Origin of the sequence: Sphingobium sp. MP9-4, from assembly GCF_005281675.1 — a bacterium.
Taxonomy (GTDB): domain Bacteria; phylum Pseudomonadota; class Alphaproteobacteria; order Sphingomonadales; family Sphingomonadaceae; genus Sphingobium; species Sphingobium yanoikuyae.
Genome location: NZ_LUFI01000063.1, coordinates 1 through 24,166, shown reverse-complemented (window position 1 = coordinate 24,166; position 24,166 = coordinate 1). Strand labels below are relative to the sequence as shown.

Annotated in this window: 24 protein-coding genes; 7 read left to right on the top strand and 17 right to left on the bottom strand. The window is 63.1% G+C overall.

The window, feature by feature from the left end; translation table 11 throughout:
- Positions 1 to 17: 17 nt before the first annotated feature.
- The 4 genes from A0U87_RS19890 to A0U87_RS19875 form a co-directional block, all read right to left on the bottom strand.
- Positions 18 to 1,226, bottom strand: coding sequence for a serine protease (locus A0U87_RS19890; protein WP_170978434.1), 1,209 nt, complete (start codon positions 1,224 to 1,226; stop codon positions 18 to 20).
- 16 nt (positions 1,227 to 1,242) lie between these two features.
- On the bottom strand, positions 1,243 to 4,032 hold the full coding sequence (locus A0U87_RS19885; protein WP_137405913.1) for a DNA/RNA non-specific endonuclease: 2,790 nt from the start codon (positions 4,030 to 4,032) through the stop codon (positions 1,243 to 1,245).
- A 48-nt stretch (positions 4,033 to 4,080) separates the two neighbouring features.
- Positions 4,081 to 5,472: an alpha/beta fold hydrolase gene (locus A0U87_RS19880; RefSeq protein ID WP_137405912.1), complete on the bottom strand. Its 1,392-nt coding sequence runs from the start codon at positions 5,470 to 5,472 to the stop codon at positions 4,081 to 4,083.
- Positions 5,473 to 5,536: 64 nt separating this feature from the next.
- Positions 5,537 to 6,283, bottom strand: a complete 747-nt coding sequence (locus A0U87_RS19875) for a hypothetical protein (RefSeq protein ID WP_137405911.1) — start codon at positions 6,281 to 6,283, stop codon at positions 5,537 to 5,539.
- A 486-nt stretch (positions 6,284 to 6,769) separates the two neighbouring features.
- Between A0U87_RS19875 and A0U87_RS19870 the strand changes: the two genes are divergently transcribed.
- Complete coding sequence (locus A0U87_RS19870) at positions 6,770 to 7,027, top strand: transposase (RefSeq protein WP_137405910.1); 258 nt, start codon at positions 6,770 to 6,772, stop codon at positions 7,025 to 7,027.
- Positions 7,028 to 7,528: 501 nt separating this feature from the next.
- Here A0U87_RS19870 and A0U87_RS19865 read toward each other — a convergent pair.
- The 6 genes from A0U87_RS19865 to panB form a co-directional block, all read right to left on the bottom strand.
- On the bottom strand, positions 7,529 to 7,969 hold the full coding sequence (locus A0U87_RS19865) for a MaoC family dehydratase (protein ID WP_037521679.1): 441 nt from the start codon (positions 7,967 to 7,969) through the stop codon (positions 7,529 to 7,531).
- A gap of 5 nt (positions 7,970 to 7,974) precedes the next feature.
- Positions 7,975 to 8,454: a GNAT family N-acetyltransferase gene (locus A0U87_RS19860; RefSeq protein ID WP_037521601.1), complete on the bottom strand. Its 480-nt coding sequence runs from the start codon at positions 8,452 to 8,454 to the stop codon at positions 7,975 to 7,977.
- Positions 8,447 to 8,854, bottom strand: coding sequence for a DUF2000 family protein (locus tag A0U87_RS19855; RefSeq protein ID WP_037521602.1), 408 nt, complete (start codon positions 8,852 to 8,854; stop codon positions 8,447 to 8,449). Before A0U87_RS19855 ends, A0U87_RS19860 begins: the two co-directional genes overlap by 8 nt.
- Positions 8,855 to 8,902: 48 nt before the next feature.
- Positions 8,903 to 9,391, bottom strand: a complete 489-nt coding sequence (locus A0U87_RS19850; protein ID WP_037521681.1) for a helix-turn-helix domain-containing protein — start codon at positions 9,389 to 9,391, stop codon at positions 8,903 to 8,905.
- Positions 9,392 to 9,812: 421 nt separating this feature from the next.
- Positions 9,813 to 10,436 (bottom strand): LysE family translocator, encoded by a 624-nt coding sequence (locus A0U87_RS19840; protein WP_037521603.1) that lies wholly within the window; start codon positions 10,434 to 10,436, stop codon positions 9,813 to 9,815.
- Positions 10,433 to 11,257 carry a 3-methyl-2-oxobutanoate hydroxymethyltransferase gene (panB, locus tag A0U87_RS19835; RefSeq protein ID WP_037521606.1) on the bottom strand — a complete coding sequence of 275 codons (825 nt, stop codon included), beginning with the start codon at positions 11,255 to 11,257 and terminating at the stop codon, positions 10,433 to 10,435. Before panB ends, A0U87_RS19840 begins: the two co-directional genes overlap by 4 nt.
- A 221-nt stretch (positions 11,258 to 11,478) precedes the next feature.
- On the opposite strand from panB, the gene A0U87_RS19830 reads away from it, so the two are divergent.
- On the top strand, positions 11,479 to 11,937 hold the full coding sequence (locus A0U87_RS19830) for an Lrp/AsnC family transcriptional regulator (RefSeq protein ID WP_037521608.1): 459 nt from the start codon (positions 11,479 to 11,481) through the stop codon (positions 11,935 to 11,937).
- Between the two features lie 213 nt (positions 11,938 to 12,150).
- Here the strand turns inward: A0U87_RS19830 and A0U87_RS19825 are convergent, their stop codons facing one another.
- Positions 12,151 to 13,422, bottom strand: a complete 1,272-nt coding sequence (locus A0U87_RS19825) for a site-specific integrase (protein ID WP_037513984.1) — start codon at positions 13,420 to 13,422, stop codon at positions 12,151 to 12,153.
- 549 nt (positions 13,423 to 13,971) lie between these two features.
- Between A0U87_RS19825 and A0U87_RS19820 the strand changes: the two genes are divergently transcribed.
- Positions 13,972 to 14,625, top strand: a complete 654-nt coding sequence (locus A0U87_RS19820; RefSeq protein ID WP_004208652.1) for a Crp/Fnr family transcriptional regulator — start codon at positions 13,972 to 13,974, stop codon at positions 14,623 to 14,625.
- Positions 14,626 to 14,637: 12 nt separating this feature from the next.
- Here the strand turns inward: A0U87_RS19820 and A0U87_RS19815 are convergent, their stop codons facing one another.
- The 4 genes from A0U87_RS19815 to A0U87_RS19800 form a co-directional block, all read right to left on the bottom strand.
- Entirely contained in the window at positions 14,638 to 16,089 is a 1,452-nt protein-coding gene (locus tag A0U87_RS19815) for a TRAFs-binding domain-containing protein (protein ID WP_122928360.1), read from the bottom strand.
- A 24-nt stretch (positions 16,090 to 16,113) separates the two neighbouring features.
- A complete protein-coding gene (locus A0U87_RS19810) occupies positions 16,114 to 16,596 on the bottom strand; it encodes a nucleotide synthetase (protein ID WP_037510897.1) in 483 nt (160 codons plus the stop codon).
- A gap of 1 nt (position 16,597) precedes the next feature.
- Positions 16,598 to 18,193 (bottom strand): toll/interleukin-1 receptor domain-containing protein, encoded by a 1,596-nt coding sequence (locus A0U87_RS19805; RefSeq protein ID WP_048938071.1) that lies wholly within the window; start codon positions 18,191 to 18,193, stop codon positions 16,598 to 16,600.
- 179 nt (positions 18,194 to 18,372) lie between these two features.
- Positions 18,373 to 19,302, bottom strand: coding sequence for a LysR family transcriptional regulator (locus A0U87_RS19800; RefSeq protein ID WP_004208648.1), 930 nt, complete (start codon positions 19,300 to 19,302; stop codon positions 18,373 to 18,375).
- A gap of 122 nt (positions 19,303 to 19,424) precedes the next feature.
- Here A0U87_RS19800 and A0U87_RS19795 point away from each other — a divergent pair, with 122 nt between their 5' ends.
- The 4 genes from A0U87_RS19795 (at position 19,425) to A0U87_RS19780 (ending at position 21,908) form a co-directional block, all read left to right on the top strand.
- Positions 19,425 to 20,123 (top strand): pirin family protein, encoded by a 699-nt coding sequence (locus tag A0U87_RS19795; protein WP_004208647.1) that lies wholly within the window; start codon positions 19,425 to 19,427, stop codon positions 20,121 to 20,123.
- A 146-nt stretch (positions 20,124 to 20,269) separates the two neighbouring features.
- Positions 20,270 to 20,590 carry a hypothetical protein gene (locus A0U87_RS19790; protein ID WP_048938070.1) on the top strand — a complete coding sequence of 107 codons (321 nt, stop codon included), beginning with the start codon at positions 20,270 to 20,272 and terminating at the stop codon, positions 20,588 to 20,590.
- 29 nt (positions 20,591 to 20,619) lie between these two features.
- Complete coding sequence (locus tag A0U87_RS19785) at positions 20,620 to 21,516, top strand: pirin family protein (protein ID WP_048938069.1); 897 nt, start codon at positions 20,620 to 20,622, stop codon at positions 21,514 to 21,516.
- An 11-nt stretch (positions 21,517 to 21,527) separates the two neighbouring features.
- Positions 21,528 to 21,908: an OsmC family protein gene (locus A0U87_RS19780; RefSeq protein WP_048938068.1), complete on the top strand. Its 381-nt coding sequence runs from the start codon at positions 21,528 to 21,530 to the stop codon at positions 21,906 to 21,908.
- A gap of 79 nt (positions 21,909 to 21,987) precedes the next feature.
- Here the strand turns inward: A0U87_RS19780 and A0U87_RS19775 are convergent, their stop codons facing one another.
- Both A0U87_RS19775 and A0U87_RS19770 read right to left on the bottom strand, forming a co-directional pair.
- The gene (locus A0U87_RS19775; RefSeq protein WP_048938067.1) at positions 21,988 to 22,458 is read right to left on the bottom strand and encodes a low molecular weight protein-tyrosine-phosphatase; all 471 of its coding nucleotides are present in this window, start codon (positions 22,456 to 22,458) and stop codon (positions 21,988 to 21,990) included.
- Positions 22,455 to 23,903, bottom strand: coding sequence for an ATP-binding protein (locus tag A0U87_RS19770; RefSeq protein WP_004208642.1), 1,449 nt, complete (start codon positions 23,901 to 23,903; stop codon positions 22,455 to 22,457). The genes A0U87_RS19775 and A0U87_RS19770 overlap by 4 nt, the downstream gene beginning before the upstream one ends.
- Between the last annotated feature and the right edge of the window lie 263 nt (positions 23,904 to 24,166).

Genomic DNA, 24,166 nt, shown 5'->3' with positions numbered 1-24,166 from the left:
GCGAATGCCCGTCCGCCTCACTGGTCCTGCGCGTAGCTGGCGCCATATTTTGCCACGATCTTGTGCAACGCGGCGAAATGATGGCCGTAATTTTGCTCGCGCGAGATGCCGGCGAAATGGAGGCCGATCACCCGCCCGCCATTATCGTCCAGATCGACCAGCGCCGATCCGGAATTTCCCGCGAGCGTCGAGCAGCCATGCGCGATTGCCCATTTTTTGCCTTCGTCGCCGGGCATCTGGCCAGGCAGTTGCATTACGCGGCCGGGCGCCAGCTTCTTCACCCCGAGCTTGCGATCGAACACGCTGTTGACGACATCCGCCGTCTCGAAGCGCGGCGGCGGCTTGCCCGGGCCAAACCATTTCATCGGCGGCGCGGGAAAGCCCACCGCATAGATGCCCTGCCCCTGATAGAGCGCGCCCGGATTCTGTTCGAGCGTGACGGTACCGATGGGCTTCGGGTCGCCGACCGGCACCATACGCAGGATCGCCATGTCGAGATGCGCGAAATTGACCGTGCCATTGATCGGATCCGCCCCGAAATATTCTACGCCGGTCACCCGATAATCTGCATGCGTCGGCACGCCGAATTCGGCGGTGAAATCGATCACTGTGTCGTCGGGCCATTCGAGCTTCCACCCCCCCTTATCATCGGGCCGGGCAATCGCTTCGAGCACATGGCGGTTGGTCACGACCAGTTCGGGCGTGATCGCGAACACCGTGCCGGCAAAGCCCGGATTGATCGGCACATTCAATCGCCCGACGCAGGAGATAACCTGCTGGATGAGGCTTTCGAACTTGATAAGCGCGAACTTCCAGTCGCCGACCGCCGGCGCCTTCGCGTCGACAAAGCCGTTCTTGACCGTCAGGCTTGGTGCCGAACCATCGGTCTGGATGACGGCTTCCAGCGCGACCAACTGGCGCATCGTATAGCCGTCCTGCGGCTCGCCATCCCGCTCCAATATTTCGCGCGCGCCGCGCACGACCTGCGCCGCGGAATCCTTGTCCTCCACGTCCGCCAGCGCGGCATCCAGCAGGTCGAGCCGTTCGGCGGCAGACTTGCCATCGGCGGATTCGAGCGAGGGCATGGCGCCGGCTTCGAGGCTGGACATGGTGAAGCCGCTGCTCTCAGCCACCTCGCCGCTACCCCCGGCCCCGGCCGCACCATTGGCGACGCGGATGGCGGCCTTCACCTCGCTGGCCGGAACCGGCGCATCCCAATCGGTCATGACAGGCTCCCTTCTCCTAGATCGCCCATGGCGCGGTCGAATCATAATCCGCCTTCTCGGTCCCGACCGAGATATGGACATGGTGGTTGTGCGGATTGCGCCCGGAATAGGGCCGCCATGCCCAGGCCGGCTGGCCGTCCTTCGGAGCGGAACTGGCGATGCGGCGGTTCCAGATGATATATTTGACCCGCTTGTCCTTGCTCGCGCGGATCGCCTCGGCCAGCGCATTGGCGTCACAACCGCCGTTGGGATCATGGGTGATGTCCATCGCCGTCACCACGCCCTGTCGCCCATCGGAAATCCAGGGATTATGGTCCGAGCTGCGGCTGGCATGGGCGGCGTCGCCGATCGTGCCGTCGGACGCCTTGCTGCGACGGGGCGCCCTGGCATTGACCTGATCCTTAAGCGTGAGCAACGCCTTGGCGACGCGCCAGTCGATCGGCCCTTCCGTGAAGTCGGAGACCGCCGCCGCGATGCGGTTCGTGTCGAAATCGGCGTCCTCATCGTCGCCGCTATTGGGCGTCGCCGTGTCGCCCGACATGGCGTCGTCCGCTTCGGCGACGCGTTCGATCCCGGCGCGGAAGGCGACTTCGCGGCCGCGATCGTCGATGAACTGGTCGGCGTCGCGCACCTCCTTGCCGAACAAGACCCCGGTCCGCGCCTCGATCTCCGCGATCGGCACCATCAGCCGCCGGAAATTCTCGGTGACGGTCATCTCCAGCGGCACATTGCTCAGATCCTGCTCCAGGATGAAGCCATAGGCCGCGATACCGTCGCTCACCCGCGCGACGACGACTTTCCAGAAGGCTTGCGGGATCTTGGCGCGCAGCGGAACGCCATAGCCGGCCGTGCCCACGAATGTCTCGTCATCGCCGGCCAGGATCGGCCCGGCGAAGACGCACAGCCGTTCGCTCGCGGCATTGCCGTACACGAGATTCTCCAGGTCGCCCCAATTATCCTTGCCCTTGGCCGACTGGTTGAACTGTGCGACCTGCGGCGAGCAATTGGTGACATGATAGGTATCGCCATTGGCGCGGCGCAGCACCGCATAGCTCCTGCCCCAGGCGACATCCTCGCGGCGCACGATATGCCCCTTGTCGAACGCGCCCTGATCCTTGGTGAAGAAGGCGTCGGGCAATTGATAATGATCGGCGATGCGCGGCTCGGGCAGCCACTTCTCGATATCGTTCGGCCCCAGACCGGAGAGGCCCTTGCGGGTATAATTCTTGCCCGCCTCAGGCTCCTTCAAGGCATGCTCGTCGGTGACATTGCTCGCCGTGAACAGGGCAATGCGCCGCTGGGCGTGGATCTGAAGAGAGAAATTCTCATATTTGAGCGTCTTGCTGCCGTCCTTGAGCGGCGCGACCACGCCGGGATCGGCCGCTTCCGGCATCGGGACGGTCAGGCCGCCGCCGAGAAATCCGGAATCATAGCCGCCACGCGCCGAATAGTCCGGGTCATGGACAGGCTGCACCATCTTCTCGGTCAGATCCGCAGCGGCGACGGATTCCTGGGCGACGGCAGCGCCGGCCGGAACCGGCGCCCCGAGGCTCACGGTGATGTGCAGCGGCACGGTGATCGAGATCGAGCCATCGCCATGCGTGGTTTGCGCTGGCGGGGGGGGAGGCGGCGGCGGCGGTGGCGGTGCCGCCGGGGCAGCGGCTGCGGCGCTGACGCTTCCGCCGTCGCTGCCTCCGATGCTCTCGGTCGCCTGCCAGAAACGCTCCCATGGCGGCGTCCCGCCGGTCGGCACGCCCGCAAAACCCACGCCGGCATCGACGACCCGGCCGTCACGCGCCAGTTCGAACGCGGGCACGGCATAATTGGTGTCGAGAAAGCGACCGCCGAAATGCAGGCCCAGCACTTCGCCGGTCTCAAGATCGATGATCGCCGATCCCGAATTGCCACCGAGCGTCGAAGCATCATGCGTGCTTGCCGACACCAGCTTGCGGAAACTCTCCGTGTCCCGCCGCGCGCCGAGCTTGCCTGGCTGCAGCCGCTTCACGCCATAGACGCCGTCGAACAGCTCATTCTGGGTCGCGACATCGTTGCGCAGCGGATCATAGGCGGGATAGCCGATGACCGCGACTTCGCGCTTGTCGAGATCGCCGATGTCCATCAGCGACAGCTGCAAGGCGGAGCGCTGGGCGCCGACGCCCTCGACCGACAGCAGAGCCATGTCCCAATAGGGATGGATCATTCTGATGCCGCGCACCGTTAGCATCTCTGCCGCCGCGCGATCGCGCTCGTGGCGGAAGTCGATCGCCGCCTGCCAGCCGGTCTGGAAACGCAGCGTCCGGTTGCCCAGCCCGGCCGCGAATATCTCGGCGACATGGCGATTGGTCATCAGCAGGCCAGGGCCGACCAGAAACCCGGTTCCACCATAAGGCAGGCGCGTTTGCCCGGGCAGATCGATGCGCCCGACCGCCGGGATCTTCTCCACCAGCCGGGCGTGAAGCGCCGTGTCGCTGTCGAGCTTGAGCCATAGCGGATGGTTGGCGGTGAAATCGCCATCCTGCACGTCAAAGGCCGGACGTTCCTTGGGGATGATGATCGCCTCGATGGCAGCAAGTTCCGGCCGGGACAGCTGGACGTCGGGCGTTTCCTTGAGCTTGCGCAGGCCCTCATTGGCCAGTTCAAGTGCTTCATCGGGACCGGACAATTCCGGTGCGGCCTCGATCATGCTCTCGGTCTGGGGCGTGCGCGCGGCCGCCGGTTCGGCAGGAGCGACCGCCTCTATGCCGCCCTCGCCCCGTTTGATGTGCGCAAGATATGCTGCCAGCCGCCTCTGATGAACTCCGGACATGACCGTCTCCTCCTCTGCCGCAATCAGCTCTTTGGCCGCGGCCGGCCGCTACTGTGCGGTGCCGTCGGCCGTGGGAAGCGGCGCGCACACGCTGAACGCCGTGGACGCGCGATAATCGCCATTCTCCAGCCGGACCTCATAATGGCCCGGCTCTCCAATCGGATCGAGATACAGTCGCAGCCGGCTGAGCGCTGGGCCTTCATAATGCAGCGGCACGCGGCGGACGTCCTGCGCCATCGCCTTCTCCTCCTGCAGGACGCGCACCAGGACGAGGTCGCCCGACAATTGCTCGATCGATGCCGGCATTTCCTCGGGACCATCGGGATAGATGAGCAATTCGACCGACTGGTCGGCCGCTATCATCGGGGATTCGACCGACATGGCGAGCTGGCCCAGCCCAGCCTCGACCGCCGGCCCTTCATTGCCGCCGAGCAGCCGCACGAATGTCCGGCGGAATGCGACGCCCTTGAAGGCGGTGGCATGTTCGTTCGTGACGATCGCGCGCTGGCCCGGTCGCGGGAGCGCGCTGTAGAGCGGGACCGTGCCGTCGCCGCCATCCTCGGTGCGGGTCAGCACCGTCTCGCCAAGATCGAGATCGCCCCCCGCCTTGCGGACTATATTGATCCGCGTGACCGTGCGGTGGCCGGTGCCGCTGAAATAGAAATAGCGCACCTTGTCCGGCCGGTTGCCTGCGCCCAGCACGTCATGAACCGCCTGCGCGCGCGCGATCAGCCTGGTGTTGAGCTTGAGCAGGGCGATGCCTGCGGCGTCATAGATATCGATCGGCGCAAGCGGCGGGTCCGTCTTGTACGACTGGTCCCAGCATGATCCTTCGCCCGGTGCCGGCAGCAGCTGATAGGCCGAGGGATATTCCTCCCGGCTGGCGAGCCAGGCGAAATCCGCGCCGCTGATGCCCATCGCGCTGTCCTGCCCTAGCACCCGGCCGAGCGCGAGCGGGGCGCCGAGATGCGGCGTGGCGATGGCGATCAGCTGGTCGATCAGCCCGAACCAGGGCTGGGTGCGGAAGCGCGGATCTTCCAGCAGCAACCGCGAAATCAGGCCGCCCATCGAGTGGGCGACCAGCGAGACGCGCGTGGCGCCCTGCGCCACCGCATTGGCGATGAGTTCGCCCAGATCGTCGGCGAGGGCGAACAGGTCGCGGCGCCAGTCATAGGGGAACTCGATCTGGCGCTTGGCCGCGCCGTCCGCGGTGAAGCCCAGTCCGGTCAGCAGGTCGAGCAGCGGCTGGTAGAAATCGAAGCAGGCGACGTGCGCGATGATGCCGCCCGGCTTGACCTCGGCGCTGGCGAGCTTCTGCGTGCGCTTGTAGCCGAGCTGGGTCTCCAGCGGCGTGGGCGGCCAGACTTTTTCAATGCCGTCCGGGGTCGGTAGCAACAGCTCGGTCCCCATGATTCCCGGCACGACGATGACGATGTGCATTCAGTCCCCCGCTTCCCACAATCCCTCCGCGACAGCCCCGTGCCACAAGCAGGGCCGGTTCCGCTCAGAGCTTGGCTTCCGCTATGAAGCTGGTCGCCAGCGCCGCCAGCTTCGTGCGCAGCGCCGATTCCATCAGCGCGAGCAGGCTGTTGTTCGCGGTCAGCGTCTTGGTCGAGCTTTCGAATTCCGCTTCGGCCTTGGTCAGCTTGAAGAACAGGATGCTGGTCGTCTGCTGCTGCACATGCAGCCGAGCGACGGCGTAGCGGATGGTCGTATCGATGTTGGTGCTGCTGACCGCGGCGAAATGCATCTCGCTCGCATTGAATCGCCGCGTTTCCCTGTCGAACAAGGTGATCCAGGGCTGGTCGGCGTTCATGTCCTGCAGATTCTTGAGGCCGGCGAGGATGACCGGGCCGATCGCGGCGCCGCCAAAGGCAATGGTGAGGAACGGGATGATCGCCTTGTGCACCTCGACGCCCGTCTTCTTGAACGTCGATTTGGTGATCGCCGTCCCGGCGACGTTGAAGCCGAGATTGCTCAGATTGGAGGTATAGGCGGCGAGCCAGTCATCCTCGTCATCGTCGCCCGTCATCGAGGTCGTCGCGACCCGGCTCGCGAACAGCATGGCTTCCGACACGCCGGCGCGCACCGCCATGCTGGGCACTTGCGAGAAATCGATGAGCGTGGTGCCCGACACCACGGCGGGCGGAAGCTGGTCCAGATTGAGACCCGGCGCCTCGATGCCGGCGACCGACTCCTCGATATTTCCAAGTTCGGCGCTTTCGATGAAATTTCTGGGATCGGTCGTCATAGCCCCTCCTTCTGGCGTGCGAGACAGAATAATGCTTCCGAACATCTTTAACAGAAGGCAGGCGCGCGGCGCCCGATATCGGCGACCGATCGGCCGATTAGCTCGGCTCGATAGTATTTCTAATAAATATCAGAGTAACCGAGTCGATGGTTCGACCATACTCGAACAAATGGAACTTCGCCAGAGCCCTTGGAGACTGTATCAGACACAAAGCGGTTGATTGCTGCTAAGAGCCTGTTTGAGAATGGGGTGAGCAGCGGCTGGATACGTGGTTCAAACTCGGGATGTGGAATCGAGCGAGCCTTAGCCGGATGGCTGAACGTTAGAAACAGGCTGAGCGCTACCCGACCGATCTGACGGATGCGGAGTGAAAGATTGTCCGGCCGTTCCTACCCTCGCCGCCGAAGCATGGGCGCGAGCCACGACGGATCTACCCGAGGTGCTTAACGCCTTGAGGCATCTGGCGCGTTGGGCTGCGGCTGGCGGATGCTGCCCAAGGATTTTCTGTCATGGCAGACCGTCTATTGGTGGTTCCGACGCTTCGTGCGCCGCCTACTGTGCCGCACGATCCACGATATGGCGCTGATGCTCAACCGGAAGCGTGAGGCGCGCGAGCAGAGTCCGTCCGCGGCGGTGGTCGACAGCCAGTCGGTCAAGGCGCCTTTGTCCCCATCCGAGGGTGGCTACGATGCAGGCAAGCGGATCAAGGGGGGGCAAGCGCCACATCGCGGTGGACACGGATGACCAACAACAGTCGCACTGGAAACGTCTCCTAATACCAAGGCTCGGTGAGCTTGACTCATCGAGCCTTGGTTAAGCCCGTGCGGCGCTTGAGCATTTTCCAAGTCTGATGCGTCAGCATCTCAGGGACTTGGTATAAGCCATTTTCTTCCGGTTCCTTTTCTCAAGCTTTGAAAGCCCAATATTTGTGCGCGTTGCTGCGAGACAGTTTCGGCCGACCGAGCGGCTGGTTTTGGAAGAAGCTGACGCTGAAGGCAGAAGCAGCGAACGGCGCGTTTTGGTCGGCAGCCGACCCGACGTGGGCGTAATCTATCCTCGCAACCCGACTACAGACCGGACATTTGCCTACCGGCCAAGAATGGCGTGAGCTACTTGACGGGACTGCGCCCTTTTGAGCCATTCAAAGTGCAAAAGGCTAAACCCGAAAGTGGCCATTCACACATTAAATTCCAAGAGACCTGACCAAGGATATCTTGGATAACGTCGTAGGCGCCGTTTCCGAAGTTAGCTTTTTTTGAAGACCATCAAGCGTGCCGTGAAATCTTGCCGAACTTCGCCGTCGCCACCGAAGGTTAGGCTACGCAGGATAACCATCCCGCGATCCTCGCGCGATTTTGAGGGGGTAACGGCAGTCACTTGGCTACGTACGCGCAGAACGTCGCCGGGCCGGGTTGGGCGAGGCCAAGTTACCTCGGCCCCCGCGCCAATGATGCCACCTGCGATAGGGACGCTCTCGACGATCAGCCGCATCGTGATCCCCATCGTGTGCCACCCGCTCGCGGCCAACTCTCCGAAGAAAGTTGCCCGGGCGGCATCCGGGTCGATATGAAAGGGCTGCGGATCATAGAGCGAGGCAAACTCGATGATCTGCTCCTCGCTGATCTGGATCTCGCGGCTTTCGAATGTGTCGCCGACATGCAGGTCGTCGAGATAGAGCTTGTCCATGCCCGTCACAGCGGGCGACGCATATACACGTCGCAGCGGGCGTAAGGCGACGCAGGTCGCTCCCCGGGCTCCAGATGGAGAAAGCCGCTGCGCTCGTAGAGCGTCACCGCCGGCGTCAAGCTGCTGTTGGATTCAAGATAGATGGAACGGGCACCCATACCACGCGCCTGAGCGATAGCGGCATCCATCAACTTGCGGCCGACCCCACGCCCCTGCGCAGCGGACGAAACAGCCATCTTCGCCAGTTCAAGCTCTCCTTCGCCATAAGGCACCAGCGCGACGCAACCTATCGCTGCGCCTGTCTCGTCTTCGGCAATGAGGATGGCGCCGCCCTTGCCGATGATGCTGGTCTGTGCATCCTCAATTTGTGCGCGGTCCTTGGCCTCCACAGTGAAGAAACGTTCCAGCCACTCGACATTGAGCGCTACGAACGCCGCTGCATGGCGCGGCTCGAAGGCGACGACGACAACGCCTGGCTTATCCATGCATTTTTGCTCCCTTGGTTATCTTGTCGACCAGCTTCTTGTCCTCGCGCAGTGCGATCCCGACGACCTTCGCGGCGTCCGCCCCATGTTCGGAGAAGACGGCCCGGTTGGCTTCGTCATGGCCAGTGGAGAACATCTCTTCGATATAGAGGCCGTGCGGCACGGCGCGGTCGGTCGCCCGGCGATGGATGGTCTTGAGCGTGTCGCCGCTCGCGGACAGGACGATGACCGGCTGCACGCACAGACTGTGATAGCTGTTGCCATCGGCATCGCGGTAGGGCTCGCCCATGACGTCGGGGGCGGCACCAACGATCCCGCTCATCAGGAAGGCGGTGACGTTGAGCTTCTGCCAGGTGGCAAGATCGTCGCGGACGACGATCGCAATCTTGGTATCGAACATTCGAGCCTCAATCAGTGCTGAAATGGAGAGAAAAATGGAGAGTGGCGGTCATGCTGCGTCCCGCCTTGCCTGCCGTTCCGCCGAGTAGTCCGGTCCCATGGTGACGGTTGCGGCACGCGCCTCAACCTCATCGTCGCAGGCGGAACAGCGCACCGTCACTCCGACCTCGCCGCCGCAATCACGGTGCGCGATCGTCAGCGCCGGCTCGGCTTCGAGCGGCTGGCCACCCCAAGTCTCACCCCAGCCTTTGAGCGCAAGTAATATGGGATAGAAGGCGAGCCCCTTCTCCGTCAGGCGGTATTCGTGGCGCACGGGGCGTTCGCTGTAGGGATGGCGCGCCAGCACACCATCCGCTTCAAGGCGCTTGAGACGCACCGATAGCAGATGGGGCGACATGCCGGTCTGGGCCTGCAACTCATCAAAGCGGCGCCCGCCCAGAAACAGTTCACGCAGCACCAGAAGCGTCCAGCGGTCGCCGACCACGGCGAGCGTACGTGCAATCGGGCAGGCGGTATCGGCGACATCAGACCAGCTCATTACCACTAACTACAAAAAATGAAGTGACTTGCAAAGATCCTTGTCGGCGTCTGTGACAGCCGTCAGCCGACATCGTCAGCTTCCAGAATATCGTCGCGGTGCTTGACGCCTCTGAAGGCAATGAGCGAGACGTCCTGCTGCGATGGGAACATCCGCTCAGCGGCTTTGCGCCTCAATGTGGTTATTCGCAACGATAAGCGCTGCCCCTGAAAGCCGCCGTTTGGCCCGTTCAGCCGGAGTGGCGCTCAGCAATGTTGCGCGCTCGCGAGGCGCCGAGCACCTTCCGGAACATTGTGACAAAGCTCGGGACGCTTTCATAACCAAGGTCGGCGACGACCTGTCGTGTCGCCATGCCGCCTGCCAACCATTTGACGGCCAGGACTACGCTAAGTTGCCGACGCCATTTTATCGATCCCATTCGTCATAGTGCTCCGAAGAAGCGCTCCAAGATCAGGACGATGGCAAGAACGATCATAATGACGCCCGAAACGCGCCCTACGATTTTTGCCGCCTGCGGCCGGGCTCGCAGGACCGCGCGCGAGCTATAGCCTACGATCAGATACACCACGCCGCAGTTCAGGACATGGGTGCCTCCCAGCGCGGCGATCTGTGCGGATATGGGCCAGCCTGCACTTCTTTCGGTAAATTGCGGCAACAGCGCCAGAAACAACAGCAGCACTTTGGGATTGAGGCCGCTGACGCAGAACCCGCGAAGCACCCAGCTTGTGGCGGATTGGATATCCTCTTCTCCCGCCATCTGGGGAACCGGCGGGTTCCTCAGCAGCCCGACGCCCAGCCAGAAAAGATAGGCCGCGCCAAAAACTGTGAGCACCGCCATCGCCAGCGGCACACCGGCAATCAGGGCGCCAACGCCCGCCGCGACAATCAGCGTGGCGACCAGGTGCCCCAGCAGCAATCCGCCGATGGCCGGAAGCAACACGCGCTCCCGCATCCCGGCGGAAATGGTATAGGCCCAATCCACGCCGGGCGTGACGACGAACAGCATGGAGACGGCCCAGAAGGCCGTAAACAGCGCCGCGTTCATGCGCGAGCTCCCAGACGATATTCTTCCGCCTCGGCAGGGAAAGTCCCCGCCTTGACGTCGGAGGCATAGGCGGCGATCGCCGCTGTGATCGTGCCGCGAAGGTCGGCGTAGCGACGGACGAATTTCGGCGTCCAGTCAAACAGGCCAAGCATGTCTTCGGTGACAAGAATCTGGCCGTCACACGCGTTGGAGGCGCCTATCCCTATCGTGGGGCAAGCAACGGCAGCGGTGATGTCCGCCGCGAGTTCCGGGGTGACGCCTTCAACGACCATCGCCATGGCGCCCGCTTCATCGGTTGCGCGCGCTTCGGCCAGAACACGGTCACGTTCGACATCGGTCCGTCCCCGCGCCTTGAAGCCGCCATCGAGATGAACCGCCTGCGGCCTCAGGCCAACATGACCAATAACGGGTATCCCGCGTCCTGTGAGGAATGCGATACTTTCGGCAACGCCTTGCGCCGCTTCGACCTTCACGGCCTGCGCCCCGGTTTCCGCCAAAAGACGCGAGGCGGCGTCGAACGCCTGCTCGGGCGATCGTTCATAGCTGCCGAATGGCAGGTCCACTGCGACCATGGCCTGGCTGCTTCCCCGAACGACGGCCCGACCGTGCAGTATCATCATCTCAAGCGTGACGCCCACGGTCGTCGGCAGGCCATGGACGACCATGCCCAGACTGTCGCCGACCAGCAGGATGTCGCAGTAAGAATCGAGCAATTGCGCCATCGGTGCCGTGTAGGCGGTGAGACAGACAATCTTGTCTCCTCCCTTGCGCCTGAGCAGGGAGGGCGGGGTAGTGCGGGTCAATCTGGCTTGCTTCGACATTTTTTCTCTGGACCGAAATCAGCGACGTTGCCCCGGTTCGTCGATTGAGAAGCCGGATACACCGCTCCCCAAGTGACTGCCGAGGCATCGAGCCTCATTTGCTGTGATGGCGCACCCGAGCGTCAGGCTCGGTCCCTGCCTTCGGTTATATACTATATTCGGTCGAGGAGGTGCTTCCATATGCTTGCCTCTACGAGGCATAATGAGGCAATATCTCCCTCATGGATGAATACGATCGAAAGATTCTTGCGCAACTTCAGATTGACGGTCGCTTGACGATTACTGAGGTAGCTGAACGGATCGGGCTGAGTTTGTCTCCATGCCACCGGCGCCTGAGAGCGCTGGAGCAGGCAGGGGTCATCACAAGCTACAGGGCGCAGCTCGACCCTGCTGCGATTGGCCTGAAGTTTTCTGCAGTGGTCTTTGTGACGCTGCGAGAAGGCGACAGGCATGCCGTTTCAGCATTCGAAGCTGCGGTAGAAGACGTTCCCGAGATTACCCAGGCGCAGCGGCTATTCGGCATACCGGACTATATGCTTCAGGTTGTCAGTCGCGATGTCGAGACATTCAGGGTGCTCTATGATGAGACGCTGTCGGCTCTGCCTGGCGTTCAGAGGCTGACATCAACACTAGTGATGAAAAGCGTGATCGAGGGGCGACCGCTACCGCTGAATGGATAGCAGCTAGGTCTGCATCCGAGGTAGCCCGCGATTGCAACCTTCTACTATCCCGAAATCCGGCTTCCTGCCCGGTAGATTCAGATTTTCACCGCCTTGGAAATCACACGTGATTCAGGCAATGTAGGTTGGTGTCACTCGGCGATCACCCGGTTGGCAGCTTTTCACATTCTTAACTCGAAACCTGCCGGTCAGCAAACGGCCAGAAATGGCCATTCAAGCTAATCTGATGACTGATTTTGCTCTCAGTTCCTCATGGGCGTCGATGATATATCGGGCATAATGCTTCTCGATCATCGCCACGCTTGTGTCATGTGCGGCGGCGACCATACGGATAGGTTGTCCGGCTACAAGACCGCGCACAATCGATGAATGCCGAAGCGCATAAGGCACACATCTTTCAATGCCGCATCTCTTCACTATTGCATTCCAGTTTCGGAGCATTTCCGACGGAGTTTTCCACGGGCCACGATCTACGCGCTCCCAAGCGAACTGGCTCACCTGCCTTAATCGCCACCGTTCAAGTAGCGTCGCAGTTGAAGGGCGACCTTCGATGATGGGACGGAGTGCATCGAGAATGTCATTTCCTAATGGCACAGCCGTAAATTCCACCGACTTGGTAGTAGAGCCTTTGTGGGACACTGGCACCAGCACACGGGCTTTATCGAGTTGTACATCGCGTACAAGGATCCGAGTCAATTGACTGAAACGTGCGCCGGTGGCGGCGAGAAGCAGCACTAGGAAGTAAAAATCACGTCCTTCGCTGTCCTCCTTTGCCGTCGAAATTAGCTTGCGGATATCATCGTCGGAAAGAATTTGATTTTCGCGTTGATCGGTATTGCGAGGAGCCGGGTCTGCATTCGCGGCGAGCCCATTTTTCACAATGAGACTGGCACGAGATTCAGGGGCTTCATGTAAACGGATCGCGCGATTCAGCGCGGCCTTGAAATCATTAACAATCCGGGCTCGAGCGGTCGACTTTAAGCTTGCAGCAAGCCCCTTTTTCCATTTTACGAGGGCGGCGGCCGTCACCTTGCCAAGAGGCAATTCGCACAAATCCTTACAGTTGAGGACATGACTTGTAAGTTTGTAGTGAGCATCACTTTTGGTGGGGAGTCCCTTGCGCAGGCTGTCGCGTTCATTCCGCTCTTCAATATACTCGTGAACCGCTTGTCCGACAGTGACCACCTCCACGAGGGTATCTTGCGATGGCCTGTTACGATATTCAGATACCAGCTCTCGAGCCGCCTTGCTGGCAGCCTGAAAATCGAGGTTGCCGGCAGCAATGGTATCGTCTGCAACCCCGAGCGGAGCCTGCTTGTACTTACCCGCTGAGAGATACCATCTCACAAGCCATTTTCCGCCGCGCTTCCCGCGACGGTAGCCAAGATGAACGTTTGCATCGAGACCGCGCCAGTAGGTGCCTTCAGGTAGAGACTGGCGCGCACTTCGTGAACTGAGTTGAGTTTCCTGGAGATTCTTGCTCATAAAACCATCAAATAACCGTCAAATATCCGCTCTGGCACGTGGTGGGACATCAATGGATTGTTTCACCCAATGTCTTGATAAATATATAGAATTTATGGGGTTCTTTTCAACTAAGCGCGCTGATTTTGCGCCCTTTCACGGCTGAAACACGGGTTCGATTCCCGTAGGGGTCACCACCTTCATGACAAGGTGGTGCATCGCTTTGATAGCGAACCTGTCCCTGTCAGGGACCATCCAGCAGCATATATTGCCGATCGTTTCACGCACCGGCATTTGGTTTCCACGCGCGGCGCCCCCTCTTGTGGTTGATGGCCGAACCGCATGGAGATTGCGAAAAAAAAGGCCCGAAGCCATATGAAGCTCCGGGCCAAGAAAAGGTTGCCCCACCGGGGCCTCCTTCGGGTCGCGCTGATTCCCTAGGGAAATCTCCTCGGCATGGCCGTGATGCAGATCACATATTTTCCGAGAATCATCCTGCCCTCCTGTTCATCCGGAGCGCATAGGCTATGCCGGTAACGGAACGATCGATCGTCACCGAGGAGTGGAGGATTGCAGGTCGAGGAACAGGTCGAGGTGCTGGCAGCGGTTTTCCGATGTGATCGGAAGGCGGCAGAGCTGCTGCGCCGCGTGCTGGTTCCGCAGCAGGTCGGCGCCAAGCAGATATTGGCCCGGCAAGGGGAGGCGTCGCACCATTGCTGGCTGATCGTCGACGGCTGCGTGGCGGTGCAGACCTTTGGCATCGACGGCCAGCGCCAGCAATTGGCGCGTCATGGGCCGGGGGAGTTTTTCGGCGCCTACCCAGCGCCCACGACGCACCGGGCGGAGATAGAGGTGCTGGTCGAAAGCCGCCTGTTGCGCGCGGAGGCACAATCGCTGGCCGCGCTGGTGGCGGGCGATGCGCAGATCGGCGCGGGCATGGCCTGGCTGCTGGCGCGCCAGCTCGACCGGGCGCTGGATCGAATGGCGACCCGGTCCACCTATAGCGCGGCCGGGCGGGTCTATAGCGAATTGCTCGCGCTGGCCGATGGTCGCGACCATATCGTGCCCGCGCCGCAGGTCACCACCCTGGCGCTGAGCGCGAACACGACCCGCGAGACCGCGTCGCGCGCGATCGCCGTGCTGATCCGGCGCGGTATCGTCAGTCGGGAAGATGGTCAGATGCAGATCCATGCGCCGCGCATGCTGGCGGACATGGTCGTCTGAAGGCGCGCGCCGTCAGCTGGACGGCGGATAATAATGGCCGACCGGGCAATCGCCCTGGCGGGTCATCACTTCGCCGGCAATTTCAAACCGATATCCGGGGCCTTGCAGCGCCATGGCGGCGGCCTGTGGCCAGGGCATGCAGATGCTGCCGGCCGGTGCGGCTGGCGCCAGGAGCAGCGCCAGGCATTCCTCGCCATCGATCGGATCATTCGGCATGACCGTTTGATATTCCAGCGCCAGCCCATGGTCCGGCCAGTCCCTCAGGATCAGGCTGGCCTGGAGCATGGCGGTGGCCATATCGTCGAATGCCTGGAAATGCAGGCCATTGGCGCTTTCGCGCATGGCTGGCGCGAGGCGTGTCGTCGATGCCAGCACAGCCTTGTTGATGGCCATGGGCAGCGCATCGCCAGAGGGAGGCATTGATTGTTCGAGGATGATCTTGCGCACGGGCAATGTGCGTGACTGCCACAGCCGATAGGCAGGGGCAGGCTGATCCGAGGCACGCCCGATATGTAGCGCGATGGCCTGTGTCGCAAAGGCGTCGGCACGGCGCAGCGCCAGTCCCATGGCGATCTCGCACCCCTTGTCGATCGCCGCGTTGGACAGGCTGGTGATGGCGTCGGGCGCGTCCAGGCTGTCGGCCATGTCGATCAGGCGATCGAAGCGGGCGAGCCAATGGTCACCGAACCGGCCGACCGAACTTTGCCGAAAGACGTCGAGACTTGTCGGCAGGACGATGTGCAACTGGATGCCCCGGAAAAGGGCGCATTCGGCGATCAGGATATCGGCGCCCGCGGCGAGCGCCCCGAAGGCGGCACCCGGCGCAATCTGATCGAGCGCCGCCTCGATCTTGGTGCGGGCTTCCTCCTCATTGTCCGGCAGGCCGATGATGCCGCTGAAATAGAGGCTGGGTGGCGGGCGCAGCGGATCGAGGGGCGCGGTAGAGCGCCCCTGCCTGGTCAATATCTCGTGGAATTGCCGCAGGGTCGCGGCATGATCTTCCCAGGCGTCCGGCGCGGCCGTCATGGCCTGTGCCAGGGCGGCCTGCGCTGCGGCCTCGTCACCCAGCAGCAGATGGGCTTCGGCCGCTGTCGCCGCCAGCCAGTAGCGCGTTTCCTGCACATGATCGCCGCTGTCGAGCAGCGCCAGCACCTGGCGGGCGAGGTCGGCCGCGTCGGCGGGGCGATCGTTCAGAAAGGCGAGGGTGGCGGCATTGATGAGCGGATAGGTGGCGCGGCAGTCGCTGGCCGCCTGGAGATAGGCCTGTCGCGCCTCGTCCAGCAGCGCGGCGCGTTCGGCGCCCTCGCTGCGCAGCGCCCGATCCTTGAGCAGCCGGCCCTTGAGGGTCAGCGCATCGCTGTCGCGTGACGGCAGCAGGCCCGCCGCGCCGAACATCGTCCAGGCGCGAACGGTGTCGCCGCTGCGTGCAACCCTGCGGATTTGCGCAAGGATCGGAAGGATCATGTCGCCACCACCCCGTCGCCGCGCTCAGTCTTCCTTGGGCGGTGGATTCTTGATGTCGGGATCGATCGACAGCGGGATCCATTTGGGTTCGGTGGCACTGGGATTTTGCAGCAGGTCGATATTGATGTTGAAGCCGTGCCGCGTGCCATATTTGCCGCCCTGATTGTAGCGTGCCTGGAACCGGACGGTCTTGTAGCGGTCCTGATCGGCGCGATAATCATCATAGATCAAGCCGCCGTAAAAGGAAGAGAGCGGCTCCTCGGTCGTTATGGCGTCGTAATTTTTCGAGAAGAACAGCTGATCGCCGATCAGGTTGATTTCCACGATCGAATTTTCGGTGATGGCGATATAGTCATGATCGGTGACGCCGGGCTGTTCATAGCGCAGCGAAACCCAGCCCTCCTCGCCCTTCAGTGCGACATTGAACTGCAGCGGCGCGACGCCATCTTCCAGTTCGACCTCGATCAATGGCGCCAGGCCATATTGGGTATAATTCAGCGTCGACATCTTATTTGCTCCCCTTCGTCAATGGTTTGGCCAGCTTGCCCTGCCAGACCTGCCAGTCCTTGTTCGCCGGATCGCGCGCCACCAGGTCGGCGACGTCGGCGCGGGCCTCGGCGCGCAGCGCCTTGGCGCGATCGGTTTCACCCAGATCATAGAGCAGGTTCGACATGGAATAGCGCGCCAGCATCCAGTCCTGCAGATAGCCGGCATTTTTCGGATCACGCCGGAGCAGCGACCGCAGGATCGTATCCTGCTTTTCGCGCTGCACCAGTGCCGCCCGGTCATCCCCCTGCAAGCGCAGCGCGTCCGCCATCCAGGCATGGCGATTGGCGAGATCCGCAGCGATCGCCGGATCGCCGGGCGCCAGGCGCTGGACCCGCATCATGGTGTCGAGCGCGCCCTTGCAGCTTTGCAATGTTCTGTCGGGATTCTTCCTGGCGAGGGCGATGGTGCAGATATTGCCCTGCGCATAGCCCAGTTCTCGCCAATAGGCGTCGTTCGCCGGTCGTAACTGCACCAGCCTTTCGGCCAGCGCCTGATAGGATTGGAAGTGTGTCAGGGCGGCGTCGTTCCGATCGCGGATAAAATCGACATAGCCGAGCCAGAATTCGCTCTGGGCATGGGCGAACAGGCGTTGCGGATCGTTCGGTGCGGCGGCCAGCAGGGTTGAAGTGACGCGATAGGCCTCGCGGAACTGGGCGATGGCCTCTGGCGTGTCGCCGCGCTTGAAATCATCCTCGCCCATGGCCTGCAGGATGCGGGCGCGCCGTTCGAGCGAATCGCCCGGCAATGTTTCCAGGTCGGGCTGGTCGGCATAATAAGCGAGCGCACGCTTGTTCACCGTCTGCAGCACGTCGAGCCGGCCAACGCCCTCCAGCTTTTCCCGCAGATCGGTCAGCATGAATTCGATCAGTCCCTCTGCCTGCTGGCGCTGGCTTTCTGCCTCGCTCCTTGCCCGCGCGACAAAGACCAGCATCGCCGCCATCAATAGGACAAGAAAAAGCGCAACAAATGTGACGGCTATCACACGGCGCAACTGGCGCTGGGCGTCGCGCTGGATGATCTGGTCGAGCGGTACGCCGGTCAGGCCGGCGACGATCTTCAACCGGGCCAGTTTGGGGCCGTCGCTGTCGGCGCGGAAATCGGCGGCGATCGGTTCACGCTCTATGCCAGCGGCATCGCGCGCGATCAGCGCGGCGGGAAAGCTGTCGGCCGGCTCACCCGCGACCAGCGCGGCGATGATCGGCCGGTCGGGATGAAGTTCGCGGAACAGCGCGATTTCCGCATTGACCCAGCGCGAGGCCTTCGCCGCTGGCGAGCATAGCACCAGCAGGGCGTCCGACTGGGACAGGGCCAGGCGCACCTGTTCGTCGAGGCTGGAAGCAGCCGGCAATTCGGCGCGATCGCGAAAGATCGGGGTCAGCCGGCGCGGGACCGCCGCCCGGCCGGCCTGTATGCCGACCAGGCGCCTGGGCATCCGATAGGTTTCCAGCCAATGATGCAGCTTTCCCGCCGCGCGCTCGTCGGCATGGCTGTAGCTCAGAAAAGCACGATATTGGCGCGCCCCGACCGTGGCAGGCGCCTCCTTGACCTTGTTCATGCGCGACCCGCACTCACTCCATTGTCCCCCACCTGTCATTGTCGGCGTGAGCCCGGTCGGCGATACATGGTCGCCATCTTGTCGGATCCCGCCGCAATCTCCTTGGGGTGTGCCAGAAAAACATGATTCATCAAGGGGAAGCGTCGCATCGTCGGGATGGCGCGGTCTTCGGCGGACGCCTAGACGTCGCTCATCCCGGCCGCCTCGCGATCGTCGGCGCCCAGCGCGACGAACTGCTCGATCAGCCAGGATGCGGCCGGGCCGGGCGGGGTGTCGCGGCGCCAGATGCCCGAGAAGCGATAGGTGCCGCCGGGATGATCGGGCATGGCGAGCCGCACCAAAGTGCCGGCGACCAGATCCGCCTCGATCATCGGCAGCGGCATATTGCCCCAGCCAATCCCTTCGCGCAGCAGCGCATGCTTCGCGCCCAGATCGGCCAGGCGCCAGGTCTTGGGGCTGGCAACCGAGAAATCGCGGCCTTCGGTAAAGCGCGACCGGTCGGTCAGCACCAACTGGGTATAGTCGCGCCCGGCGCCCGGCGCGATCGCCTCCATCCGGCCAAGTGGATGATCGGGCGCCGCCACCGGCACCATCGGCACCAGTCCGGCGGACATGCTCTCAATCCCCTCGACCCCGGCCGACAGCGGCCCGGAAATGCCGATTACCGCGCCCCGGTCCAGCACCATCGCCACGATCGCGCCCAGCGCCTCGGCATGGAGCCGCAACTGTACCGTCGGAAATTCCTTCGCAAAGGCGCGCAGCACCTTGCCCAGCCGTTCGGCCGGCAACATCACGTCGACCGCCAGATTGACCTCCGCCTCCAGCCCGTCGAGCAGCCCCTTCACCTTGGCGCGCAGCCCGTCCATGCCATGGGCGATGCTGCGGGCCTCCGCCAGTAGGGCGCGGCCGGCGACGGTGAGCTGCGGCTTGCGCGTGCCTTCGCGCTCGAACAGCAGCACGCCCAGCTGCGCCTCCAGATTGGCGATGCCATAGCTGATGACCGACACGGCACGATTGAGCTTGCGCCCGGCGGCAGCGAAGCTGCCGGTGTCGACGATGGTGAGGAAGATGCGCAGCTGGTCGAAGGTCGGGGTGCCGGGATTGTTCACTGTTCGATTTCCTGGAACGTTTCGATGCATTTTATCCATCTGAACGGAAATGCGTTCAAGCGCTAATTGGGTCTTCGACAGGGCGGCCCCATCATGGATGTGCCGCCCGCAGGAGACACAAGATGATCGAACTTCGTCCTTTCGACAGCCTGGGTGGTGCCAATCATGGCTGGCTGGATGCCAAGCATCATTTTTCGTTCGCCGGCTATCATGATCCCGCTCGCGTCCATTGGGGCAATCTGCGCGTCTGGAATGACGACACGATCGCGCCGGGCACCGGCTTCCCGCCGCACCCGCACCGCGACATGGAAATCATCACCTATGTCCGCGAAGGGGCGATCACCCATCAGGACAATCTGGGCAACAAGGGCCGGACCGAGGCTGGCGATGTGCAGGTCATGTCGGCCGGCACCGGCATCACCCATTCGGAATATAATCGCGAGGATGTGACGACGCAGATCTTCCAGATCTGGATCATCCCGACCCGCGACGGCGAAGCGCCGAGCTGGGGCTCGCGTCCCTTCCCCAAGGGCGAGCGGAGCGGCCAGTTCGTGACGCTGGCGTCGGGTTACGGGAATGACAATGACGCGCTGCCGATCCGCACCGATGCGCGGGTTGTCGCCGCGACGCTGAAGGCTGGCGAGAGTGCCGAATATCCGATCGGCAAGGATCGCAAGGCCTATCTGGTCCCGGCCACCGGCGCGATCCAGATCGACGATGTGCGGGCCAATGCCCGCGACGGCGTGGCGATCCAGGATCTGGATGTCATCCGCGTGACGGCGATCGAGGATAGCGAGATCGTGCTGGTCGATGCGGCCTGACGACAAAAGGGGAGGGGCGCGGGTCATGCGCCCCTTCTTTTCCAGAATATAGAACAGAGTGACCGATTTTATCCGGCTGATCCTGAAAGTGCGATCGCGCTAGAAGGAAACCAACGAAACGGTCCAGACGAACAGGGAGCCTTCTCATGCTGAACATCGCCACCCCGCGCCTCAGCTCCGCCGAATGGCAGGACGTGAAGGCTACCTTGAGCGCCGTTGCCGATTGCGGCTGTGGCGAACCGGCGGCTGCCGGCCCGGTCCGCTCGCGGATTGGCCATGCGCTCGACGCGATCCTGGGACCGAAAAAGGCCCAGCCGGTGATGCTGGCCCCGCATCTGCACGATGTGCGCGAATTTCTCTGCGAATCCGGTCGCACCCGCGCGATTGCCGAACGCCATGTCCCCGCACTCGCCGCGCAGGGCTATAGCCGCGCCCAGATCGAGGCGCTGGCGCTGCTCGGCGCCTGACCCCATTTTCCGAAAAGAGGATAAGTCCCATGTCCATCCGCACTTCAGAGGTCGACGGCGTCGATCTGGTCATCCTGCCCCCGGTCCGCGATCTGGGCGATGGCTTCTCGGTCCGCCGCGCGCTGCCGTCCGCGCATCGCCGCATGGTCGGCCCCTTCATCTTCTTCGACCAGATGGGCGAGGCAACCTTCAACAGCGGCGAGGGGCTGGATGTGCGCCCGCATCCGCATATTGGCCTGGCTACCGTCACCTATCTGCTGGAGGGCGAAATCCTGCACCGCGACAGCGTCGGATCGGTCCAGTCGATCCGCCCCGGCGAGGTCAACTGGATGACTGCGGGCAGCGGCATCGTCCATAGCGAGCGCACCAGCGAGGAAAATCGCGCCAAGGGCAGCAAGCTGTTTGGCCTGCAGACCTGGGTTGCGCTGCCGACGCAGGCGGAGGAAGTCGATCCGGGTTTCGCCCATCACAAGGCCGACGAAATCCCGACGATCGAGGATGCGGGCACGCGCCTGACCCTGATCGCCGGCAGCTCCGATGGTCTGGTATCGCCGGTGAAGACCTTCTCCGACATGGTCTATGCCGATATCGCGTTGCAGGACGGCGCCCGCTATCAGCTCAAGGCCGAGCATGTCGAACGCGCCATCTATGTGGTGCAGGGTGAAGTCGAGGTGATCGGCCAGACCGGCGGCTTTGCGACCGGCGAACTGGTGGTGTTCAAGCCCGGCGCGGAGATCATCCTGCGTGCCAAAGGCGCGACCCGGCTGATGCTGATGGGCGGCGAACCGCTGCCCGAAAAGCGTCATATCTTCTGGAATTTCGTCTCTTCCTCACCCGATCGGATCGAGCAGGCCAAGGCCGACTGGCAGGCCCAGCGCTTCGCCCCGGTGCCCGACGAGCATGAATTCATCCCCCTCCCGGCATAAGGAGCAGCATCATGGCCCAGGGTAGCGCCCATATCGGCAAGGACCGGTATCGCACGGAGATCGTCGTTGGCGGTCATGCCATCACTGCCGACGAGCCGAAGGCGCTGGGCGGCGCCAATCTTGGCCCGGCCCCCTATGATCTGCTGCTGGCGGCGCTGGGTGCCTGCACCGCGATCACGCTGCGCATGTATGCGGAAAAGAAGGGCTGGCCGCTGGAATCGCTCGACGTCGCGTTGCGCCTGTCGGGCAAGGAGGAAAAGCGGATCGACCGCACACTGACGATCGTCGGGCTGGACACGGAGCAGCGGGCGCGGCTGGCCGATGTTGCCGAGCGGACCCCGGTCACCCTGACCTTGAAACAGGGCCTGCCGATCGCGACGATGCTCGGCTAATGCCCAACATCCGTTCGTTTCGAGCGAAGTCGAGAAATGGCGGCGCTAACGGTTCTCGACAGGTTCGAACCGAACGGGATTAGGGATTCGTGCGCAACCGAGCCACGATTGCCCTGGCGGCGCGGGTGACATCGTCCCAGCTGATGTCGAAGCCGGCGTCATTGCCATAATAGGGGTCGGTGACCCCGCTGCCTTCCCGTCCCGGCACCAGGTCCATCAGCAGCGACAGGCTGGCGGTCCCGTCGCCGGGGCGGATGCGGCGCAGATTGGCGAGATTGTCGCTGTCGAGCGCGAAGATATGGGTGAAGCGGTGGAAATCCGCCGGCTTCGCCTGCCGCCCGCGATAGCCGCTAATGTCGATGCCATGGCGCCGCGCCACCGCCTGCGCGCGCGGATCGGGCGCGTCGCCGACATGCCAGTCGCCGGTGCCGGCCGAATCCACGACAATATCAAGACCCGCCTGTTCGGCCTCCGCCCGCAGCGCGGCTTCCGCCAGCGGGGAGCGACAGATATTGCCGAGGCAGACGAACAGGACCGACGCCTGCGTCATTCGGCAGCGGCCGTGCTGAGGCCGAGCGCCGGGATGCCGATCGAACGGCGGCCGCCGAAATCGGTCCGCGCGACGATCACGCCCAGCTTCTCCATATATTCGATCAGCCGGCGGACGCGGCCGGGCGAACTGGTGCCATAGGCGCGGGCCAGCACCGTGTCCTCGGGGCAGGGCTCGCCCTCCATCGCCGCGCGGGCGATCAGCAGGAAGGGAGCCAGCATATCTTCCGGCACCGGATCGGCGGCGCGGATCGGCTCTTCCCAGCGCGGGTCGGCCGAATCGCTCATGCCGGCGAGCGCCATGGCGAAGCGCTTGCGGAAGGCGGGCAGGTCGAGTGGCGGCTTGCGCAGCCCCTTCATCCGGCAGCGGACGCCGAAATCCTGGAACAGGGCAGCGACGCTGGGGACGGCTTCGCCCAGGTCCGCGACGATCTCGTCCAGCACGGCGATCACGATCGGCTCATTCTCGCCGAAATCCAGTTCCGGCGCGGCGGGCTTGGCCGACGGCACATCGGCGAGCTGGCGCATGATTTCCTCGGCCGGGCGGGCAGGCGGTTCGGCGCGGGGCGGGGGCGGCGGCATCGATTCTTCCTCGACCCGCGCGAACAGCAATTCCTGAAAATCCTCGCCGGTGGTGATCGGCGGCGGCATCAGCTTGTGGGTGCCACCGCGCGTGCCGGTCTTCACCGCCCCGATCTTCACCGCGACCGGGCGGCGCGCGATCGCGGGCCCAAGCCCCAGGAAACGGCCACGCTCCAGATCGCGGATCTGCTCCGCCTGACGGCGCTCCATGCCCAGCAGGTCGGCGGCGCGGGCCATGTCGATGTCCAGGAAGGTACGACCCATCAGGAAGTTGGAGGCTTCGGCGGCGACATTCTTGGCCAGCTTGGCCAGGCGCTGGGTGGCGATGACGCCGGCCAGGCCACGCTTGCGGCCACGGCACATCAGGTTGGTCATGGCCGCGAGCGACAGGCGCCGGGCTTCGTCCGACACGTCGCCGGCGGCGACCGGGGCGAACATCTGCGCCTCGTCCACCACCACCAACGCGGGATACCAATGGTCGCGCGGCGCGTCGAACAGGGTCGACAGGAAGGTCGCGGCGCAGCGCATCTGCGCTTCCAGTTCCAGCGACTCGAGGCTCAGCACCACCGACGCGCGATGTTCGCGGATGCGGGCCGCCATCTTGACGATCTCGCGCTCATTATAGTCGCCGGCATCGATCACGACATGGCCATATTCGTCGGCCAGGGTGACGAAATCGCCTTCCGGGTCGATCACCACCTGCTGCACCATCGGCGCGCTTTCCTCCAGCAGGCGGCGCAGAAGATGTGACTTGCCGGACCCGGAATTGCCCTGGACGAGCAGACGGGTGGCAAGCAGTTCCTCGACATCGACCAGCACGGGATTGCCCGTACCGTCATTTCCTATGCTGATGCTGGCGGTCACGAACGTCCTTTGGCCCAGCCTGTGGCCTGCGCGCAACCCGTATTGGGCAGTTTGCCAGCGTTGGCCGCGTAATATCTTGACCATCGCATTGTTGCGATGCAGCATCGATCCATCATGGAGAGCATAAACCCCGCCCAATCCGCGCCTGCGATCACGCAGAATCCCGACATCCGTTATCTGGGACGCCTGCTGGGCGATGTCATTCGGGCCTATGGCGGGGAGAAACTCTACAAGCAGACCGAATATATCCGCTCCGCCTCGGT

Coding starts and splice junctions, on each gene's coding strand:
- A0U87_RS19860 (WP_037521601.1), bottom strand. CDS start 8,454: ATGGATAAGCCAGGCGTTGTCGTCGTCGCCTTCGAGCCGCGCCATGCA.
- A0U87_RS19810 (WP_037510897.1), bottom strand. CDS start 16,596: ATGTCGACGCTGAATTATACCCAATATGGCCTGGCGCCATTGATCGAG.
- A0U87_RS19825 (WP_037513984.1), bottom strand. CDS start 13,422: ATGAGCAAGAATCTCCAGGAAACTCAACTCAGTTCACGAAGTGCGCGC.
- A0U87_RS19795 (WP_004208647.1), top strand. CDS start 19,425: ATGATCGAACTTCGTCCTTTCGACAGCCTGGGTGGTGCCAATCATGGC.
- A0U87_RS19785 (WP_048938069.1), top strand. CDS start 20,620: ATGTCCATCCGCACTTCAGAGGTCGACGGCGTCGATCTGGTCATCCTG.
- A0U87_RS19775 (WP_048938067.1), bottom strand. CDS start 22,458: ATGACGCAGGCGTCGGTCCTGTTCGTCTGCCTCGGCAATATCTGTCGC.
- A0U87_RS19815 (WP_122928360.1), bottom strand. CDS start 16,089: ATGATCCTTCCGATCCTTGCGCAAATCCGCAGGGTTGCACGCAGCGGC.
- A0U87_RS19850 (WP_037521681.1), bottom strand. CDS start 9,391: ATGAGCTGGTCTGATGTCGCCGATACCGCCTGCCCGATTGCACGTACG.
- A0U87_RS19890 (WP_170978434.1), bottom strand. CDS start 1,226: ATGACCGATTGGGATGCGCCGGTTCCGGCCAGCGAGGTGAAGGCCGCC.
- A0U87_RS19875 (WP_137405911.1), bottom strand. CDS start 6,283: ATGACGACCGATCCCAGAAATTTCATCGAAAGCGCCGAACTTGGAAAT.
- A0U87_RS19855 (WP_037521602.1), bottom strand. CDS start 8,854: ATGTTCGATACCAAGATTGCGATCGTCGTCCGCGACGATCTTGCCACC.
- A0U87_RS19880 (WP_137405912.1), bottom strand. CDS start 5,472: ATGCACATCGTCATCGTCGTGCCGGGAATCATGGGGACCGAGCTGTTG.
- A0U87_RS19830 (WP_037521608.1), top strand. CDS start 11,479: ATGGATGAATACGATCGAAAGATTCTTGCGCAACTTCAGATTGACGGT.
- A0U87_RS19885 (WP_137405913.1), bottom strand. CDS start 4,032: ATGTCCGGAGTTCATCAGAGGCGGCTGGCAGCATATCTTGCGCACATC.
- A0U87_RS19870 (WP_137405910.1), top strand. CDS start 6,770: ATGCTGCCCAAGGATTTTCTGTCATGGCAGACCGTCTATTGGTGGTTC.
- A0U87_RS19780 (WP_048938068.1), top strand. CDS start 21,528: ATGGCCCAGGGTAGCGCCCATATCGGCAAGGACCGGTATCGCACGGAG.
- A0U87_RS19840 (WP_037521603.1), bottom strand. CDS start 10,436: ATGAACGCGGCGCTGTTTACGGCCTTCTGGGCCGTCTCCATGCTGTTC.
- A0U87_RS19865 (WP_037521679.1), bottom strand. CDS start 7,969: ATGGACAAGCTCTATCTCGACGACCTGCATGTCGGCGACACATTCGAA.
- A0U87_RS19790 (WP_048938070.1), top strand. CDS start 20,270: ATGCTGAACATCGCCACCCCGCGCCTCAGCTCCGCCGAATGGCAGGAC.
- panB (WP_037521606.1), bottom strand. CDS start 11,257: ATGTCGAAGCAAGCCAGATTGACCCGCACTACCCCGCCCTCCCTGCTC.
- A0U87_RS19805 (WP_048938071.1), bottom strand. CDS start 18,193: ATGAACAAGGTCAAGGAGGCGCCTGCCACGGTCGGGGCGCGCCAATAT.